17 protein-coding genes are annotated in these 16,692 nt (G+C 62.4%); 10 read left to right on the forward strand and 7 right to left on the reverse strand.

Annotated features, from left to right (window positions below):
• The first annotated feature begins 278 nt into the window (after positions 1 to 278).
• Complete coding sequence (locus C3F42_RS08160) at positions 279 to 593, forward strand: DUF736 domain-containing protein (RefSeq protein WP_004883051.1); 315 nt, start codon at positions 279 to 281, stop codon at positions 591 to 593.
• Between the two features lie 302 nt (positions 594 to 895).
• On the opposite strand, the gene C3F42_RS08165 is transcribed toward C3F42_RS08160, so the two are convergent.
• Entirely contained in the window at positions 896 to 1,189 is a 294-nt protein-coding gene (locus tag C3F42_RS08165) for a helix-turn-helix domain-containing protein (protein ID WP_064717570.1), read from the reverse strand.
• 319 nt (positions 1,190 to 1,508) lie between these two features.
• Between C3F42_RS08165 and C3F42_RS08170 the strand changes: the two genes are divergently transcribed.
• The 9 genes from C3F42_RS08170 to C3F42_RS08220 all read left to right on the forward strand — a co-directional run bounded on the left by C3F42_RS08170 (position 1,509) and on the right by C3F42_RS08220 (position 8,969).
• A complete protein-coding gene (locus tag C3F42_RS08170) occupies positions 1,509 to 1,859 on the forward strand; it encodes a DUF2958 domain-containing protein (protein ID WP_028699139.1) in 351 nt (116 codons plus the stop codon).
• Between the two features lie 343 nt (positions 1,860 to 2,202).
• Complete coding sequence (locus C3F42_RS08175; protein ID WP_004883055.1) at positions 2,203 to 2,970, forward strand: DUF2285 domain-containing protein; 768 nt, start codon at positions 2,203 to 2,205, stop codon at positions 2,968 to 2,970.
• A gap of 112 nt (positions 2,971 to 3,082) precedes the next feature.
• Positions 3,083 to 3,367 (forward strand): AlpA family transcriptional regulator, encoded by a 285-nt coding sequence (locus C3F42_RS08180; RefSeq protein ID WP_004883058.1) that lies wholly within the window; start codon positions 3,083 to 3,085, stop codon positions 3,365 to 3,367.
• 26 nt (positions 3,368 to 3,393) lie between these two features.
• Positions 3,394 to 4,236, forward strand: a complete 843-nt coding sequence (locus tag C3F42_RS08185) for a replication initiator protein A (protein WP_004883059.1) — start codon at positions 3,394 to 3,396, stop codon at positions 4,234 to 4,236.
• A gap of 265 nt (positions 4,237 to 4,501) precedes the next feature.
• Positions 4,502 to 5,140, forward strand: coding sequence for a ParA family partition ATPase (parA, locus tag C3F42_RS08195; RefSeq protein ID WP_004883061.1), 639 nt, complete (start codon positions 4,502 to 4,504; stop codon positions 5,138 to 5,140).
• Entirely contained in the window at positions 5,137 to 5,412 is a 276-nt protein-coding gene (locus tag C3F42_RS08200) for a hypothetical protein (RefSeq protein WP_004883063.1), read from the forward strand. Before parA ends, C3F42_RS08200 begins: the two co-directional genes overlap by 4 nt.
• Positions 5,409 to 5,954 (forward strand): DUF2840 domain-containing protein, encoded by a 546-nt coding sequence (locus C3F42_RS08205; protein WP_004883064.1) that lies wholly within the window; start codon positions 5,409 to 5,411, stop codon positions 5,952 to 5,954. The genes C3F42_RS08200 and C3F42_RS08205 overlap by 4 nt, the downstream gene beginning before the upstream one ends.
• Positions 5,951 to 6,550, forward strand: coding sequence for a S26 family signal peptidase (locus C3F42_RS08210; RefSeq protein WP_004883067.1), 600 nt, complete (start codon positions 5,951 to 5,953; stop codon positions 6,548 to 6,550). The genes C3F42_RS08205 and C3F42_RS08210 overlap by 4 nt, the downstream gene beginning before the upstream one ends.
• Positions 6,551 to 6,986: 436 nt before the next feature.
• Complete coding sequence (locus C3F42_RS08220; protein WP_004883068.1) at positions 6,987 to 8,969, forward strand: relaxase/mobilization nuclease and DUF3363 domain-containing protein; 1,983 nt, start codon at positions 6,987 to 6,989, stop codon at positions 8,967 to 8,969.
• Here the strand turns inward: C3F42_RS08220 and C3F42_RS08225 are convergent.
• The 6 genes from C3F42_RS08225 to C3F42_RS08250 form a co-directional block, all read right to left on the reverse strand.
• Complete coding sequence (locus C3F42_RS08225) at positions 8,962 to 10,272, reverse strand: patatin-like phospholipase family protein (RefSeq protein ID WP_256586280.1); 1,311 nt, start codon at positions 10,270 to 10,272, stop codon at positions 8,962 to 8,964. The genes C3F42_RS08220 and C3F42_RS08225 overlap by 8 nt on opposite strands.
• Before the next feature lie 308 nt (positions 10,273 to 10,580).
• Complete coding sequence (locus C3F42_RS08230; protein ID WP_104444262.1) at positions 10,581 to 11,198, reverse strand: DUF3313 family protein; 618 nt, start codon at positions 11,196 to 11,198, stop codon at positions 10,581 to 10,583.
• A gap of 12 nt (positions 11,199 to 11,210) precedes the next feature.
• A complete protein-coding gene (locus C3F42_RS08235; RefSeq protein WP_069455576.1) occupies positions 11,211 to 11,546 on the reverse strand; it encodes a multidrug efflux SMR transporter in 336 nt (111 codons plus the stop codon).
• 190 nt (positions 11,547 to 11,736) lie between these two features.
• Positions 11,737 to 14,853: an efflux RND transporter permease subunit gene (locus C3F42_RS08240; protein ID WP_004883075.1), complete on the reverse strand. Its 3,117-nt coding sequence runs from the start codon at positions 14,851 to 14,853 to the stop codon at positions 11,737 to 11,739.
• 22 nt (positions 14,854 to 14,875) lie between these two features.
• The gene (locus C3F42_RS08245) at positions 14,876 to 16,042 is read right to left on the reverse strand and encodes an efflux RND transporter periplasmic adaptor subunit (protein WP_023123862.1); all 1,167 of its coding nucleotides are present in this window, start codon (positions 16,040 to 16,042) and stop codon (positions 14,876 to 14,878) included.
• Positions 16,042 to 16,677, reverse strand: coding sequence for a TetR/AcrR family transcriptional regulator (locus C3F42_RS08250; protein WP_104444263.1), 636 nt, complete (start codon positions 16,675 to 16,677; stop codon positions 16,042 to 16,044). The genes C3F42_RS08245 and C3F42_RS08250 overlap by 1 nt, the downstream gene beginning before the upstream one ends.
• Positions 16,678 to 16,692 lie beyond the last annotated feature (15 nt).

Consider the following 16,692-nt stretch of genomic DNA (forward strand, 5'->3'; position numbering starts at 1 on the left):
GATGCCGAGTCGGCCATGCCTCCATTCGGGAGCGGGCGGCCAGTACGTCCTTGTGTTGTTGTGAATCCTGGCGGTGGCTGGGCTTCATGGCCGCAACCTTCCAGCGAAAACAATTCCCCCTGCGCTGCGCGCATTCCTCGCGGGACAAATTCTTTTCGCTTCCAGGTTCTCCACGGTGTTGCGACCGCTGCGCGGTGCGGCCAGCCCATCCCCCGCCGGACGGATCACAACAAGGACGCACTGGCGCGACCTTGTTCAACCCGAAAGGAGAAATCATCATGGCTAACATCGGCACCTTCACCGCAGAGAAAGACGGCTTCACCGGCCAGCTCCGCACCCTGACCCTCAACTTCAAGGTCAAGCTGGTTCCCAACGACAAGGGCGAGAACGAAAGCGCCCCGGACTTCCGCCTGCAAGCGGCCGGCCACGACTTCGGCGCGGCGTGGAAGAAAACCAGCGAGGCCGGGCGGGATTACCTGTCGGTGGCCATCGACGATCCTTCATTCCCGGCGACGGTCTATGCCCGCCTGATCGAAGGCGAGAATGACACGCACGACCTCATCTGGTCGCGCAGCAAGCCCAAGGCGGCCTGACGGCCGCCCACCGCGCCCCGCCCATTGCGGCGGGGCGCGGTGCTGCTGATCGCAGCATCGCACGCACAGGGTTTCGGCAGTTGCCCCATGTCCCGCATGTCCAAGGCCAGCATTGCATTGGTGATGGTCGAATGGCTCGAAGCCCGTGGCAGTAGGAACAGCATGGCGTGTCGGCGCATTGCGCCGCCGGGCTTTCGGGCTGCGCCCCATGCCGCCAATGGCGTCATGTCCATTCGGCTTCAATCCCTCACGCCTTCGCGCCTGGCGGCGCTGCGCGCTCCGCTTGCGGGCATTCAGACGCGCTAGGGCGCGTCGCGCTCTTTCAGCACGGCCTCGAACTCCTGGCGCACCCGCGCCAGCAGTTCGTCGGCCTTGTGCGTGTCGTCGCCGGCGTAGGCCAGCGTCAACAGCGTCAGCGGATGCACTTCCATGACCTCGCACAGCTCGGTCAGCTTGTGCAGGGTCGGACTTTTCAAGTCGCGCTCCAGCGTACTCATATAGGTGCGGCTGGACACGTCGGAGAACGCTTCCTGGCTCAAGCCTCGCGCCTTCCTGACTGTCCGTATTGCCGTTGCCAATGAGTGTTTCGCTGTCACTAACTTGGTTTCCCCATAAAAACCAAGATGACAGCCCATTGCGCCCTATAGGGCTACAATCTATAGTGTTCATTCATGGCTGAAAGGCCCGCTTTCGTGCTTTTACGGAAATCCGCAGATGCGGATTCCGACAGAACCGGGGAATCGCATCCGTGTCTTTCCGGCTTCCGACAATTCCGCTTCGGCGCTTCTGTTCTTCTACGGATGCGATGGCTTGCACATCGGTGCTTCCACACGAATGCACGGATGCGTTTCGGCAGTTCTGCGCTTCGGCACCAAAGCGCATTCGCGCATCGTCGGTTTCGTGGAGAAGCTGCCCATGACCCTGCCGCTTGTCACCGCTGATGAACGCGCCCGGCTGCTGGCCCACGGCGCGGCGCTCGCCGCTGGTCAGCGGCTCGACCCGCTGCCCGTGGTGCGCTTGTTCACCCCGGACGCGCATGTGACCTGGCTGCTGGTGTCGCTCGACCCGGCGGATGGCGACACGGCCTACGGCCTGATCGACCTCGGTATCGGTATGCCTGAGCTCGGGATGGTCAAGCTGTCCGACCTGGCGGGCATCGTCGGGCCGCGCAAGCTGCCGGTGCGGCGGGATCGGTATTTCCAGGCGGTGCGCCCGTTATCGGAGTACGTCCGGCTGGCGCAGGAGAACGGCGCGATCACGGACTGATGAAAACCAGCGCGGCCTAGCCAGCCGGGGCGCATCGTGACTATTTCAATCTTGATCAAGACCGTGCAGGTCTGAATCCGCATTCTTGCACCGAAGTGGTGCGATCCTGTTGAAAACAGTCCTGATCTTGGGCGCGGGCTGCGGCACGGTGTTCGGTGCTGCGCGTCATTTTCCTGAAGGCGTAGCCGTCGCATTCAGACGATTTCCGCAACACGCAGAGCCAAATGGTCTTGACACCGACAGTTACAGCCTAACCAATTTTGATGACGACCTGATGGCATTTCGATAGTTCCCGCATCGCGGAAATCGTGGCGACGCATCCCAAACAGAGGGAGGTTTCGCCATGACTGATCGCAGCGCCGAACACTGGTATCCGACAGCGGCCTATCTCTACGTTCTGCACCTTGACGGCCCTGCGCTGGCGTGGGAATACCTGCGCCGAAATCCCGACTACCGCCGCGACTGGCTGCGCCGCCGCCGCCGGCCGGACACGGCGCAGGCGTGGGGCCTGCGCCTGCTGGAAGACCCAGCCCTGGATGCGCGCGACGCGCATCCGGCCTGGTTTCCCGATCACGATGCCGTCGTGCAGGTTTACCCGGACGATGACCCGCCACCCGAAGCCCATGCCTTCGAGTTCTGGCGCGTCCCTGGCCGCAAGCAACTGATCCACGACGGCAAGCGCCTGGTGCTGGTGTCGCATTGGCCCGGCTGCTGCCTGCGGCTCGCGCTCGCGCCGGGCCTGGAAGACGGCATGGCCTACCTCTACGCCACCCGCGCCTGCGCCACGCCCTGCGCGCGCTATCGCACGCTCGCGTCCGAGCTGGACGCATTGGCCGTGGCCACGGTTGCCACGCCTGCGGCGGCGGCCCGTTCCAGGCCCACGACGGCCGCGGTGCTGGAACTGCACACCTTGCAGACGCTCGACGCGACCCTGGCGGGCGCGTCATTGCGCGAAGTGGCCGAAGGGCTGTTCGGCGCCGATGCCGTCGCCGCCGACTGGCACAAGGACAGCGCCTTACGTGCCCGCGTGCGGCGGCTGGTACGTCGTGGCGATGCGCTGATGCGTGGCGGCTATCGCCGCCTGGCACAGCTTCCGCCGCCGTTGCAGTAGGGGGGGACGTTTCGCGTCCCCCGTAGATCGTCCCTTAGCAAGCAGCCTCGCTTTCTTGAAAGTGCCTCTAACCGGCCGCGTGGTGTGGCCGGGCTTGATGGAGGTACATCCCATGCGACCCGCTCCCTTGCGGCCTGCCGCCGCTGCTGTCGCTGCGCCTGCGCAGCCCCAACGCTACCTGACCAACGACGAAGCCGCCGAGTACCTGCGCCTGTCGCCACGCACGCTGGAGAAACAGCGCGTGATCGGCGGCGGCCCGAAGTTCCGCAAGTTCGGCCGCCGCGTCATGTACGCGGTGTCCGACCTCGATGCCTGGGCCGACCAGCGCAGCTACGAGGCGACTTCCGACCCGGAATATGCCGAACGCCACGCGGGCGATTACCGTGATGGCCGCTGATCGCTGGCGCGTGGGTGGCCGTCGCCATGTCCAGCCCGCCAGGGCAAGCCTTGCAGCGCGAACAGCTCGACCTGTTCCGCGCGCTGCCGGGCGACATGGCACCCCGCGACAGCCAGGACTTGATGGCCTTTCCGTTCTTCTCGCTGGCGAAGTCGCGGCGTACCGCGCCGATCGACTTCCGCGCCGGCGGCATCACCATCCGCGTGGAGGGTACGCAGGAGCACGGCATCGCAACGATATGGGATGCCGACCTGCTGATTTGGGCCGCCTCGCAGATCGTGGAGGCGCGCGACGCGGGCTTGCGCCCGTCGCGCTGGATACGCGCCACTCCCTACGAGATCCTGCGCTTCATCGGGCGCGGCACGTCTCTCAACGACTACCTGCGCCTGAAAGCCGCGCTCGACCGGCTGCAATCGACCACGGTGGCCACGTCCATCCGCGAAACCACGGGAAGGCGATTGCATCGCTTCTCGTGGATCAACGAGTGGAAGGAACTGGCCGATGCCAGCGGCGTGCCGCTGGGCATCGAACTGATCCTGCCGGACTGGTTCTATGCGGGCGTGCTCGATGCCGCCTTGGTGCTGACCATCGACCCAGCCTATTTCCGCTTGAAGGGCGGGATCGAGCGCTGGCTGTACCGCCTGGTGCGCAAGCACGGCGGCAAGCAGCCGGGCGGCTGGCAATTCGACTTCCGGCACCTGCACCGCAAGTCGGGCAGCGCTGCGCGCTTCTCCGACTTCGCTTACGACCTGCGCGTCCTGGTGGCGCGGCAGTCGCTGCCCGGCTACGTCCTGGGCATCGAGCGAATGCCGGACGACGGACAAGAACTGCTGACCTTCCGGCCCGTGCTGCACACGGCACGGGGATAACTCGTGGAAAAGGTGTGGACGGCCTCGTGCTATCAGGAGTACCGGGTATCGTGCTATCGGGAGTACGCCTATCGTGCTATCAGGAGTACGAAAACGCCGGAAAGCCAATAACGGCGCGGGTTTGCGGCCCCTCTAACTTCCCTAACAAGAAATACATAACTTTTAGTAGAAGCGCGCCGTTTCGGTGGACAACCGAGAAACGGCACGGCGAACAGCGTTTTGCACGGCAGGTAAAGCCCGGCTTTCCAGCAGGGAGGGCCGCGCCATGATCCTCGCTCTGCTCAACCAGAAAGGCGGTGTCGGCAAGACCACGCTCGCCACGCACATCGCGGGCGAACTGGCGATGCGCGGCCAGCATGTCGTCCTGCTCGATGCCGACCCGCAGGGTTCATCCCTGGACTGGACGCAGCGCAGAAGCCAGCAAGGCTTGCCACGGCTGTTCAGCGCCGTGGGCCTCGCACGCGAAACGCTGCATCAGGAAGCGCCAGAACTCGCCAGGCGGGCCGATCACGTCATCATCGACGGGCCGCCGCGCATCGCCGCCTTGGCGCGCTCCGCGCTGCTGGCGGCCGAGCGCGTGCTGATCCCGGTGCAGCCCAGCCCCTACGACCTCTGGGCCAGCTCGGAAATGGTTTCGCTGATCCGCGAGGCGCAGGTGTTCCGGCCGCTGCTCCGCGCGGCCTTCGTCATCAACCGGCGCGTCAGCACCACCATCATCGGGCGCGAGGCGCGGCAATCGCTCGCCGAACAGCCGCTGCCCGCGCTGCGCTCGGAGGTGCATCAGCGCATCGTCTTCGCCGACAGCGTGGCCGCTGGCCGGCTCGCACGCGAGACAGCGCCCGACAGTGCCGCCGCCCGCGAAATCACCGCCCTGGTGGACGAACTGCTGCGGTGGCCGACATGACAGCGCAGCAGCCACCCAACAGCAAACGCACGGGCAAGCGCGTCGGCATCGGCGCACGTCCGCCCGCGAATCCGCACGCCGAGGCGTGGATTCGTCAGGGCGATGCCGACGCGCTGGGCAAAGGCGACCTCTACACGGCCCGCCTCACGCTCGACATCACGCCCGCCATGCGGGCGCGCATCAAGGTGTCGGCCTTCACGCAAGGCGTGACCGTGGCCGACCTGCTGCGCGGCCTGCTGGAGCGGGAGTTTCCGCCGGAGAACACACCATGAACGCATTCGCTTGGCCTGCCGCGAACGCGGCACCGGCTGCGCCGCTGCCTGCGCTTTCGGCACTCGCCGGACAGGCCGGCAATGTGCCGCTGACGCGCGTTTCGCTGGCCTACCTCGAACATCGCTTCAAGCTCTACCTGCGCTTCGGCGAACCGGCGCGCACGCTTCAGCTCGACCGCTGGCGGCGCTGCGCGGTGTTCCTGCCGGGCGCGATGCTCTGCCGCATCCGCTGGCAGGCCAACGACTACGGCACGATCCGCTGGCAACTCATGGTGATGCAGGCTTGCACACCGCTGGACGCGGCGCAGCGCATCCCCGGTGTTCAGCCGGGCGCGCGCTTGCTCCTACACACCGAAGGCGATGCCAACGTGCGCGCCGTGCTGGAGCGCATCGACGGCATCGAGGCGCTGGGCATCGCTGCCATCGACGTGTCGCCGGCGTACTGGCGCACGCTGGGCAACCGTCTTGCGGCTCGCCTTGCGCTGCCCGAATACACCACCGAGCGGCATACCGCCTGGCTGGCCGGGAAGGTGCTGCCATGACCGCCCCGACCACCACACCCAACGCGCCCGACGTGGCGCCGCGTCCTCGCTCACGCCTGCGCGCTCGCATCGTGCTGGCGACACTGGCCGCCATCGGCTTCGCTGCGCTGGCCTGGGCGGCTTTCGTGTCGCCGCTGCCGCGTCTGACCTACAACCCGTCCGACAGCGTGGCGGTCGGCTGGTATCGCATTGACCCGTTCGACCCGCGCACCGCCTCGCTGCCACGTCCGTTGTCCGTGGACAGCATCGTGCTGGTGCCGCTTCCGGCCACGGCTGCCGCGCTCGCTGCGCAGCGCGGCTACCTGCCGACGCGCGTTCCGCTGCTCAAACGTGTGGGCGCGGTCGCGCCGCAACACGTCTGCATCGTCGCCGGTCAGGTACGCATCGACGGCGTGCCTTCGGCCGCCGTACTGCCCGCCGACCGGCTGGGCCGGGCGCTGCCGTCCTTGCAGCTTTGCCGCCGCCTTGAACCGGGCGAACTGCTCCTGTTGAGCGTGACGAATCCAGCATCGTTCGACAGCCGCTATTTCGGCCCGGTCAGCGCATCCGCCGTGATCGGCGTTGCGCATCCGGTGTGGCCGGAGATACGCCCATGATGGCCGCCGATTCGCTGCGCTCTGACGTGCCATCGGGCATGTCGTTCTGCTGGCTGCTTCAGTGTCGCTGCGCCTGTCGTGCCGGTGCATTCGCACCGCACGTCGCGCAGCATCCGGCGCAGCCGTCCAACGTTCAGGCGTCTTGCCTCGAACGCGCCCGGCCTGCGGCCATTGGCGCTTTCGCCGGCGCGCTGTCTGTTCACGCAGCAGCGCCGCCGGGCCGCCGTTGCCTGGAGCGACAGCGAAGGGCAAAGGCGGAAGGCAAGACAAAAGGACGCGGCACCTGGCCGCGTCGAAAGCCAGTCAGCACATGGGGGGAACGCGGCACGGAGCGGCTTCGCCACCGTGCCGCGTTTGGCGCGAGGGTCGCGCCAATGCTGGCATGTCCGCGTGCTTCGCACGACAGGACACGCCCAAGCTTGCGGGGAGCGCAGCCATGACCGACAGCCGCGACGACGACTTTCGCGTGCGCCCCAGCGCCCCGAAGAACCGGGGCAAGGGCCAGGGGCAGAGCTTCGTTTCCAAGGTGCTCAAGCAGGCCGGCAAAGCCAGCAGCGGCAAGTCGGCAGTACGCCGTCCTGGCGCGGCTGGCACCGGCCAGCGGCCCGGCTCTCGGCTCGGACGTGGCCACACGGCGGCGCGCTTCGCCGGGGCGAAGCTAATGCCCATGTCGCGGCGCGTGACCATCAAGACCTTGCTGGTCAATCACCAGCGGGCCAGCCCGCAATCGCTCGCCAAGCACCTGCGCTACATCGAGCGCGACGGCGCGGGTCGCGATGGCGAACCGGGCCGGGGCTACGGGCCACAGGCCGACGAAGCCGATCTGGACGCCTTCAAGGAACGCTGCGCCGACGACCGGCACCATTTCCGCTTCATCGTCTCGCCCGAGGACGGGGCCGAGCTGGACGACCTGCGCACCTACACCCGGCATCTGGTGAGCCGCATGGAAGCCGACCTGGGCACGCGGCTGGATTGGGTGGCGGTGGATCACTGGAACACCGACAACCCGCACACCCACCTGATCGTGCGCGGGCGCGACGACACCGGCAAAGACCTCATCATCGCGGGTGACTACATCGCCCACGGCTTCCGCCATCGCGCCGCCGAGCTGGCGACCGAGTGGCTGGGGCCGCGCACCGAACTGGAGATTCAGCAGACCTTGAGGCGCGAGGTGGAACAGGAGCGGTGGACGAGCCTGGATCGCACCTTGCAGCGCGAGACCGGCGAGGATGGCCGGGTGCATGTCGAACGGCTCAACGAGCCGAGGTTGCAACGCCAGCGCCTGCTGCTGATCGGCCGCCTGCAACGCTTGCAGCGCCTGGGCCTAGCCGACGAGGTGCAGCCCGGCACCTGGGCCATTCATGCCGATGCCGAGAAGACCTTGCGTGCCCTGGGTGAGCGTGGCGACATCATCCGAACGATGCAGCGGGCCATGAGCGGCCAGCCGCGTGAGCTGGCGGTGTTCGAGCCGGGCGACGATGGTCGCAGCCTCATCGGCCGCGTGGCCGCGAAGGGGCTTGCCGATGAGTTGCACGACCGAGGCTATCTGATCATCGACGGCACGGACGGTAAGGCCCACTACGTTGCACTGAACGCCCGCGACGAACTGGCGAACTATCCCACGGGCGCTGTGGTAGAGGTGAAGGGTTCGACTGAGGTGCGCACGGCCGACAAGAACATCGCCTCGCTGGCGAGCGATGGCCTGTACCGCACCGATCATCACCTGGTAATCGAGCAGGGCCGGGCTACGCCCGGACGCGACCCGCAGGAAGTCGTCGCCGCTCATGTCCGGCGGCTGGAAGCCCTGCGCCGGGCTTGCATCGTGGAGCGCGTGGCCGAAGGGCTATGGAAGGTACCGGACGACCTGGCCGAGCGTGGCCGCCAATACGACGCGCAACGGCTGGGCGATGTAGCCGTAGAGCTGAAATCACACCTTCCTATTGAACGGCAGGCCCGCGTCATCGGCGCGACTTGGCTTGACCAGCAACTGATCGGCGGTGGCCGTGGGCTGGGCAACTTGGGCTTTGGCGGTGATACCAAGCAGGCCATACAGCAGCGAGCCGATTTCCTCGAAGAACAGGGGCTGGCACAGCGCCGCGGGCAGCGCGTCATCCTCGCGCGCAACCTGCTGGGCACGCTACGCAATCGGGAACTAGTGCAGGCCGCGAAAGACATTGCGGCGGAAACCGGCCTAGAGCATCGCCCGGTGGCCGACGGGCAGCGCGTAGCCGGTATCTACCGGCGTTCCATTATGCTCGCCAGCGGGCGCTACGCGATGCTCGATGACGGCATGGGGTTCAGCCTTGTGCCGTGGCGGCCGGTAATTGAGCCGCGACTGGGACAACAGCTTGCCGCAAAGGTTATCGGCGGAAGTGCCTCTTGGGAACTTGGACGAAAGCCCAGTATCGGTATCAGTTAGATATCAAGGGAAGCTGAGTACCAGGCGCAGTCTGCTTGGCTGCTGTGATTCTTCTTAGAGATTCAATCAATGCCATAAACTCCTTGGATTGCCTCAGTGCTTCGCTTCCCGCAGTTTGCAGGTCCAAGACATCCTTGGCCTCGATTGTGAAGGCTGTGGGCACGCGTAGCAGCGAGTGCCGGATCTTGTCGTCCGGCACGTCGTTCAGACTTACGCTTACTACATGGATTTCTGCGTCGGCCGCAAAGGGGCTGTCCGCTTGGCCACGGGTGCGAGCAATCTCGGAACGCCAGTGCTGCAGGTCGTCGTTAAGCATGGCCAGCGTCACCTGGGTCTCGCGAGCGCCTGCACCGAAGATCAGCGACTCAAGTACTTGCGTCGTACTGGGGACTCGGTCGCTACTGTCCACGCGCTCGCTCAGGCCGCGTTCGGAGTTCACAGTCACCAACACGAGTCGGCGCAGGCTTCCGGGCTTGACGTCCGAGAAGTTGGCGCTCATTGAGCCCGAGGCTACTAGCCGGTCTAGCATCAGACGTACGCCGAGGTTGTCGGAGACACCACCGTCTACGAGGTGGATAAAGGGCCGATCCTGCGCATTGCGGTAGCTGTCTATGCTGCTTTGCAGGATGCGTGATCTGAAATCTTGCCCACGGATAGGCAAAGATCGAAGAGGCGGCGGACAAGTATTCGCGTTGTTTCGTACCGTTACGGGCGACAGCAGCAGCGGCACTGCCGACGAGGCCGCCACCGCGAAAGACAGCGGCGTGGCATCGAGGTCGGAACAGATTAGCCGGAACTGCTCGGTAGTGAAATCGAAAGGGGCACCGGTAGTGAGGTCGGTTGCCGTGATCATCAGATCGGGCGCGCCCGGTCGTCGACGCACGTCACCAAAGGTGCGACCTTCGAAAAGTTCGTCCAGGCGTTGAGCCAAGATCTGGCTGCGTCCAAACCAAGGTGAAGTTAGTCGATAGAGACGCGCAGGCCAGAGAGCTTCACGTACGAGTCGCGCCTCAAAGGGTACAAGCAGAAAATCCGGTTCGAAACGAGTCAGCGTGGCATCGCCGAATGCCGCGAAATGCGCGGCAAGGATGCTGCCCCCCGACACGCCGCTGACCAAAGACACCTGGTCCAGCAGAGTTGTCTCCTGGCCCTCTAGAGCGAAGCGTGTGGCCTTGAGTTCGCGCAGCACGCCCAGGCCAAAGGCCGCCGCCCGCGCGCCTCCACCTGACAGTGTTACCGCGACAACGACCGGTTGGTTGACCTCTGGCGGCCGGATGCGTTGGTCGCCCTCGGCGGAAGCCACTAAGGTGGCCTCGGAAAGTGGTGGGTTGATCCAAGGACGGTAGGTGGAGCACCCTGTCAGAACTACCATCGCCATCGCGCAGGCCAAACCCAACCGCGTGGATCTACACGCCTCCAGTCGCTTTACCCCCGCAAATAGCATCGCGCAACCTCTCGAATAGAAAAGAACGAAAGGCCACGGCAATTTTGCGGTGGAACCGAGCGAATTCAGAATGATGCTGGCGATCCAAGAAAGGCACCCCACCAACCCTCTTAATGGGGTTTCTCGCACTTTGCTTGTGGCGCGCGCAGGTATGGAATAAATGCTATTCACGAGTCAGCACTTCTCCAAGCGCTATTGATCTGTTCAAGGCAGGTGGAGATTGCAGACTTTGCATGTCCGAGCAGTGTATAGGACCCTTTGAAATCAGCGAGAGCGTTGCCGTGCCCGAAGCAGCTAGCAGCAGCAACTCGACGACCTGTTTGTTCATCTACTGCCTCGAACTCCAAACTGGCTCCGCCGGTTGTCACTGGCCCAACAAGCAACGTCGTTAGGGTATTGACTGCTCGATTAGGTGTCTCAATGGTCGTAATTGCCACACGCACACGTATGCGGCCTGACGAGGAGGGAGCTTCGGACTTGGTTTGGAGGTGTCGCAGTTCACTGTTGACATGATCGAGAAGCTCACGCACTTGCTCCGAGTCAAGACCATCAATGCGTCCAGTTCCCGTCACTATCTGAGCACCCTCGACTACTATTTCCCGGTAATGACGGGGCTCAGAGCCAGGCGCTTTAAAGAGTAAAACGTTCTCGTACTTCGTTTTTTCCAATGCATCGTAATTACCAAGAAACGCAGATCTCGTCATTCCGTTTGATGCACAGCCAGACAAGGTCGCAGCAAGGCTTAGCACCAGAAGGAGCCGGGCCGGTGAAATAGAGGTATTCATAGAAAGTTTCGCTTATCCCATTTTCAAACAGACAATTCCGGAGACAACAAGCGCAATGCCGGCCCAACGTATCAAGGAAGCCGTGTCACCGAACACATACACACCCACAAGAAATGCACCTAGTGAACCGATGCCGGTCCAGACCGCATAGGCTGTTCCCATGGGAATATGCTTGAGTGATAGCCATAGGAAAAATCCACTGGCTGCCATACAGGCAACTGCAATCGCCGGCCCCACGTAGCGCATCGCTGCATTGGCCGCACCCATCTTGAGGCCTAGTGGCCAACCGATTTCGAACAGGCCGGCAATCAGTATAACCAACCATGGATTCCATGACAACGGGTTCATATATTTCTCCAAATCTATTCAGTGAAAATTGATTATCAAAGCATCAAAGCATCAAAGAATAGGCAGTAGGCGGTCAATTCGCTCTGCTTCTGATTTCTTCTTAAACTCTCTGATGGCGAGAATCTGTCTCCCCGATCTCTCCGGCCACGAGAGAGATCGGGGGAAGCGTGTGGACAGTTACGCTGAGGGATCAGACCGGTTGCACTGGTTGTTGTACCGCCTCGTGACTCCGTTTGCTGCCCGGCCACTTCATTCCGAACAGCACCTCGTAGAGCAACGGAATCAGGCCAAGCGTCACGAGCGTGCCAAGTGCGAGACCACCGATCATGCCGATGGCCATGCCCTTCCACAGCGGCCCCGCAAACAACATCAGGGGCACGAGACCCGCGATACAGGTCACCTTGGTCATCACGATTGGACGCAGCCGCTGCATCGCAGCTCCCACCAGGGCTTCATGTCGGGCGAGACCTTCCGAGAGGCCGTGTTCAATTTGTTCGAGCAGAAGAACGGCGTTGTTGACGATGATTCCGAACAGCGCAAGCACCCCGAATGTCGCCATGAAGCTGAAAGGAGTGCCTGTTGCCTTCAGTGCAATCACGACCCCAATCAACGTGAAGGGAATCGTTGCGAGAATCACGATCAGCTTGCGGAAGGAGTTGAACTGCCAGATGAATAGCAGCAACATCGCCAGAAGAGCGAACGGCATGTAGTGCGTGAGCGATGCATTCGATTCAGCCGATTCCTCAATTTCTCCACCAAGCTCTATGGCATAGCCTGCAGGTAGTTCAATTGCGGCGATCCGAGGTGCGAGGTGATCCACGATCTCTTGCGCGGTGTATGCGGTGTTCTGCCCCTGAACTGTGACTGTACGAATGAGATTGCGGCGCTGGATCACAGACGGCTCGCTAGCGAGCGTGACATCGGCCACTTGCGCCAGGGAAACCGGCTGGCCACCCGACGCTGGATAGATGGTCGTCGAACCAACGTCCGCAGTGCTGCGCCGATCATTGGACGTCCCGCGCATCACGATTGGCACGCTGGTATCGCCATCTCGGATCACAGAGATCGACTGGCCGATGTAGCGGGTGCCAAGCCAGGCAGCTATGTCGTCGGTGGTGACGCCAGCACGTCGCGCACGATCTTGATCGACCCGAACATCGAGACGGCCGACACGGGTATCCCAGTTGTTCTTGATGTTGGCCGTACCTGGCAGCTCCCGTAGCGCGGACTCAATTTTCGCCGCCGCATTCATCAGCACCTCATGATCCGGCCCACTGACCCGGTAGACGGCTGTGCCGGCTTCGGTAGTGCCTAGCGAGAACCGCTGAGGCTCTGCGCGTACATCTCCATGATGCTGCGCGAAGTAAGCCCGAGTTCGGGCAATCACGACGTCAATGTTGGTGCCTGCCTTGACCGTCACGACAAAGTACGCGATGTTCGATGCTGGCAATGGGGGATTGAGCCCAAGGATGAAGCGCGGCCCACCGTCAGCGACGTAGCCAATGTGATCCGTGATTTCGGGGTTGATTTCTTGATCACCGAGCCAGCCGCTCACTTCCTTCACTTTGGCAAGAGTGAGCCGTGAATCCGTTCCAGGGGCGAGCTGCACCGGTATTTGGAATTGAACTCGGTCGGACTTCGGCAAGAAGTCGTATGGCAGTGTCGTGAATCCGTACAGAGCTACGGCCAATGCACCCGTCATCACACCAACGTAGATCGCCTTGTGGTCAAGCACCCACTCAAGCAACTTGCGATAGCCGCGATAGAAGCGTGTGTTGTAGGTTTGCGCGTCATTCGCCGGTTGATGATGCACTTTGGTGAAGTGGTAGCACAGCAGTGGAGTGACGGTCAGACACAACAGCCAAGATCCGAGTAACGTGAGCGCGAGGACAATGACGAGAGAGCGCAGATACTCACTCGTCGCACTCTGGCCGAAGAAGAACGGGGAGAAGGCGATGACGATAACCAATGAGGACGTCAGCAGCGGCAGTGCGAGGGTACGACCCGCTTCGAGACAAGCCTGTTTGCGGTCTTCACCGGCTGCCAAGCGCCGTTCAATGTCTTCGGCAATCACGATGCCGTTGTCTACCAAGAGCCCCAAAGCGATGATGATGGCTGCCATCGAAACACTTTGCAGCTCGATGTTCAGCGCGCGCATCACGATCAGTGCCCCCAGAATGGTAAGCGGCACGATCATCCCGACGATGAATCCTGTGCGCCATCCCAGGAAAAGGACGACGACGCCGAGCACGATGACAATCGTTTCGATCATCACCTGGTTCATCTTGCCCATTTCACGTTTGACGACGTCTGCCTGGAATGTCACATAGGAGAGCTCGAAACCTGCGGGCAGAAGTTTCTCAAGCTCGGCCACACGGGATTTGAGGGCTACGCCGAATTGCTCCACGTTCTGGCCCGAGGTCATGGACACTGCCATCACTACGGCAGGCTGGCCCTTATAGACTGCAGCAGACTCGGGAGGATCTGCAGGTTGTACCTGCACGCGCGCAAGCTCTCCCAGTGAGATTGAAGGAGCAGGCGAAGCACCGCGCGCACCCTGAGCTTGCGCCATCATGATCGGCAACGCGCGCAGCGAAGCGGCGTCGCGAACCTCTCCACTAACAGCCAGCGAAGCGTTGATGCCACCGATGGCGATTTGCCCGCCTGAAAGCACGACGTTTTGTTTAACGAGTTGATCGATCACCCCTTGTGGGGTCAATCCAAGCTGGGCTAGTTTTGGTCGATCAAATTCGAGATAGACGCGCTCTTCCTGCAAGCCGTAGAAGCTGATGCGATCAACGCCGGGAAGCGCGTATAGGCGATCGCGCATCTCTTTCAACGACACACGCATTTCGCCCATGGAGTAGCCCGGCGCGGTCACCGCAATGGAGGCCACGGCAACACGGCCGAAGTCGTCGTTGACAAATGGCCCCAACGTACCCTGTGGAAGCAGAGGCTGAGCATCGGCAACCTTCGCGCGAACGCGCTGCCATATGGGGGCTAGGTCGGTGTACCGCTCCCAGATCGTGACCTGTATGACGGCCCCGCCCGCGCGAACGGTTGTGGTTACACGCTTGACCTCGGCCAGCTCCCGCAAACGCTCCTCGATCGGACGCGCGATCAACTGCTCAACACGTTCGGCTGGCATGCCAGGGTTCAGAACGGCAACAACCGCATCTCGAATCGTGACCGATGGCTCTTCCTGCGAAGGGAAATTGAGAAACGTGGCAATGCCGGCAACAAGAATGATGACCGCGGCAAGGTAGGTGAGTCTGCTGGCGCGCAGCGCCATTTCTGTGATCTTCATAGCGAAGTCTTCCTGTAGCGGGTCAGCGTCCGGCCAATTGGGTCGTGGCCTTGAGTGGGGTGACTTGTTGCTCGTTCGTCAGCCAACTCGCGCCAGCCGCGACTACCATCTCGCCGCGCTTCAGGCCGCCCACAACGCGAACGTTGTCGCCGCCTGGCTCGCTCTGGAATTGCACTTCCCGGCGGTGCACCTTCTTTCCGGTCACGTCATATACAAACACTGCGGCTTGTCCTGCTTTCTCACTGAGCACCAGTGCCGAATAGGGAAGCATCAGACGATCTGGTGAGGCATCCTTCGCTTCCGGTGCCTTCAGCAATACTTGAACGGCAGACCCGGGTCGAAGACTGCGCGCAAGAGTAGCATCTTGAGGAACGAGCACGACAGGTAAAAGTGAGCCATTTTCAGCACGCAAGCCGATGCGTTGTACCGAAGCACGAACGGGACTTGCTGACTCGCTCAGGCGCAGTTCGGCGACCTGCCCAATTTTGATATTTGCCGCCTGGGTCGTCGATGCAGTCGCAAGGACTTCTACGCCGCTGCGTAGTCCATCCACTTGAAGCACCGGCGCTCCGGCTGCAATATCTGTGAACGGCAGAGCGAGTTTCTCCGCGACGACGCCGTCGAATGGCGCATGAATGGCGGCCCCCCTTCGCGCACGCTCGGCAAGGCCGAATGCGGCCTTTGCATTGCGCACCTGGCCTTCAGCTGCAACCAACTGTGCTTTCACACTCTCGAATGCAGCCGGGGAGATTACGTTGCCCTCAAGCAGCCCCCTTTGCTGCGTTGTCTGCACGATTCTGTCTGCCAATGCGGCTTCCGCAGCAGCGAGTGTCGCCCGAGCCTGTTCTAGGCGGAGTTGCTCGGGCTGAACATCCAACTCAGCCAGAAGCTGTCCGCGAGAGAAGCGATCTCCCACGTCCACATGAAGCTTGCTGATACGCCCGCCAGTCTCGAACCCCAAGGTACTCCGCTCACTGGAGCGAGCTAGACCACTCAATTCAATGCGATTGGCCACAGAACCTACATCCCCCACCGTGAGCAGCTTGACCGCTCGCGGTGGATCGGAAGCAGGCTCCTTCTGACTACCACAGCCGGCAAGCGATGCGAGCAGAACAAACGCGAGGCCGACTTTCTGCATTTGCCAGGACTGGGATTTAAAGGGAGTGCAAGACACGGGAAGGCCTTTCATCAGCGTTTATCAATAGGGGTGAGTTCCAGTTCGCCGCGGGCGAGCGCCTGGAGGGTGTGCATGAGTCGAGAAAGGTCTTCGGCAGCAAACGTCGGAAAACCCATCATTTCGGCGAGGAAGACTCCGTCCAAGGCAAATAGAACGATTCCGGCGATATCGGTGCCGCGTGGAGATTTGCTCGCGTTCTCGTACTGCCTGCGGTACCAGCCGCGCACAGGCTCAAGCAGCGTGGGGTCTTCAGCCACGGCCGCCAGCAATGCAGCGCTCATCTTTTGCATCCCGCCGTCAGGCATAGCCGAGACCTGGCTGGATAGCCAAGGGTCTGGATCGCCGACGAATGGCAGCTCTCGCTCTTCCTGCCCGCCATCAAACGCCGAGACCTGGTCATCAATCATCGTGAGGAGCAGATCGCGCTTGGTCTTGAAGTGGTACAGGAACGCACCTTTGCCCATTCCTGCCCGTGCAACGACCGCGTCAAGCGTTAGGTGCCCGGCACCTCCCTCCATGACTACGTCACGCGCAGCTTGAAGGATGCGCTCCCGTGTTTGTTGCGCTTTCTTAGAGATGGAGGGGGCTTCAGCGCCGTTGTCCGCCGAATGCGACTCCTCTGGGCTTGATTTCATACGAGTTGCCATGGTGAAACTCCAAAG

This window comes from Pseudomonas sp. PONIH3 (assembly GCF_002934345.1).
GTDB lineage: Bacteria > Pseudomonadota > Gammaproteobacteria > Pseudomonadales > Pseudomonadaceae > Aquipseudomonas > Aquipseudomonas soli.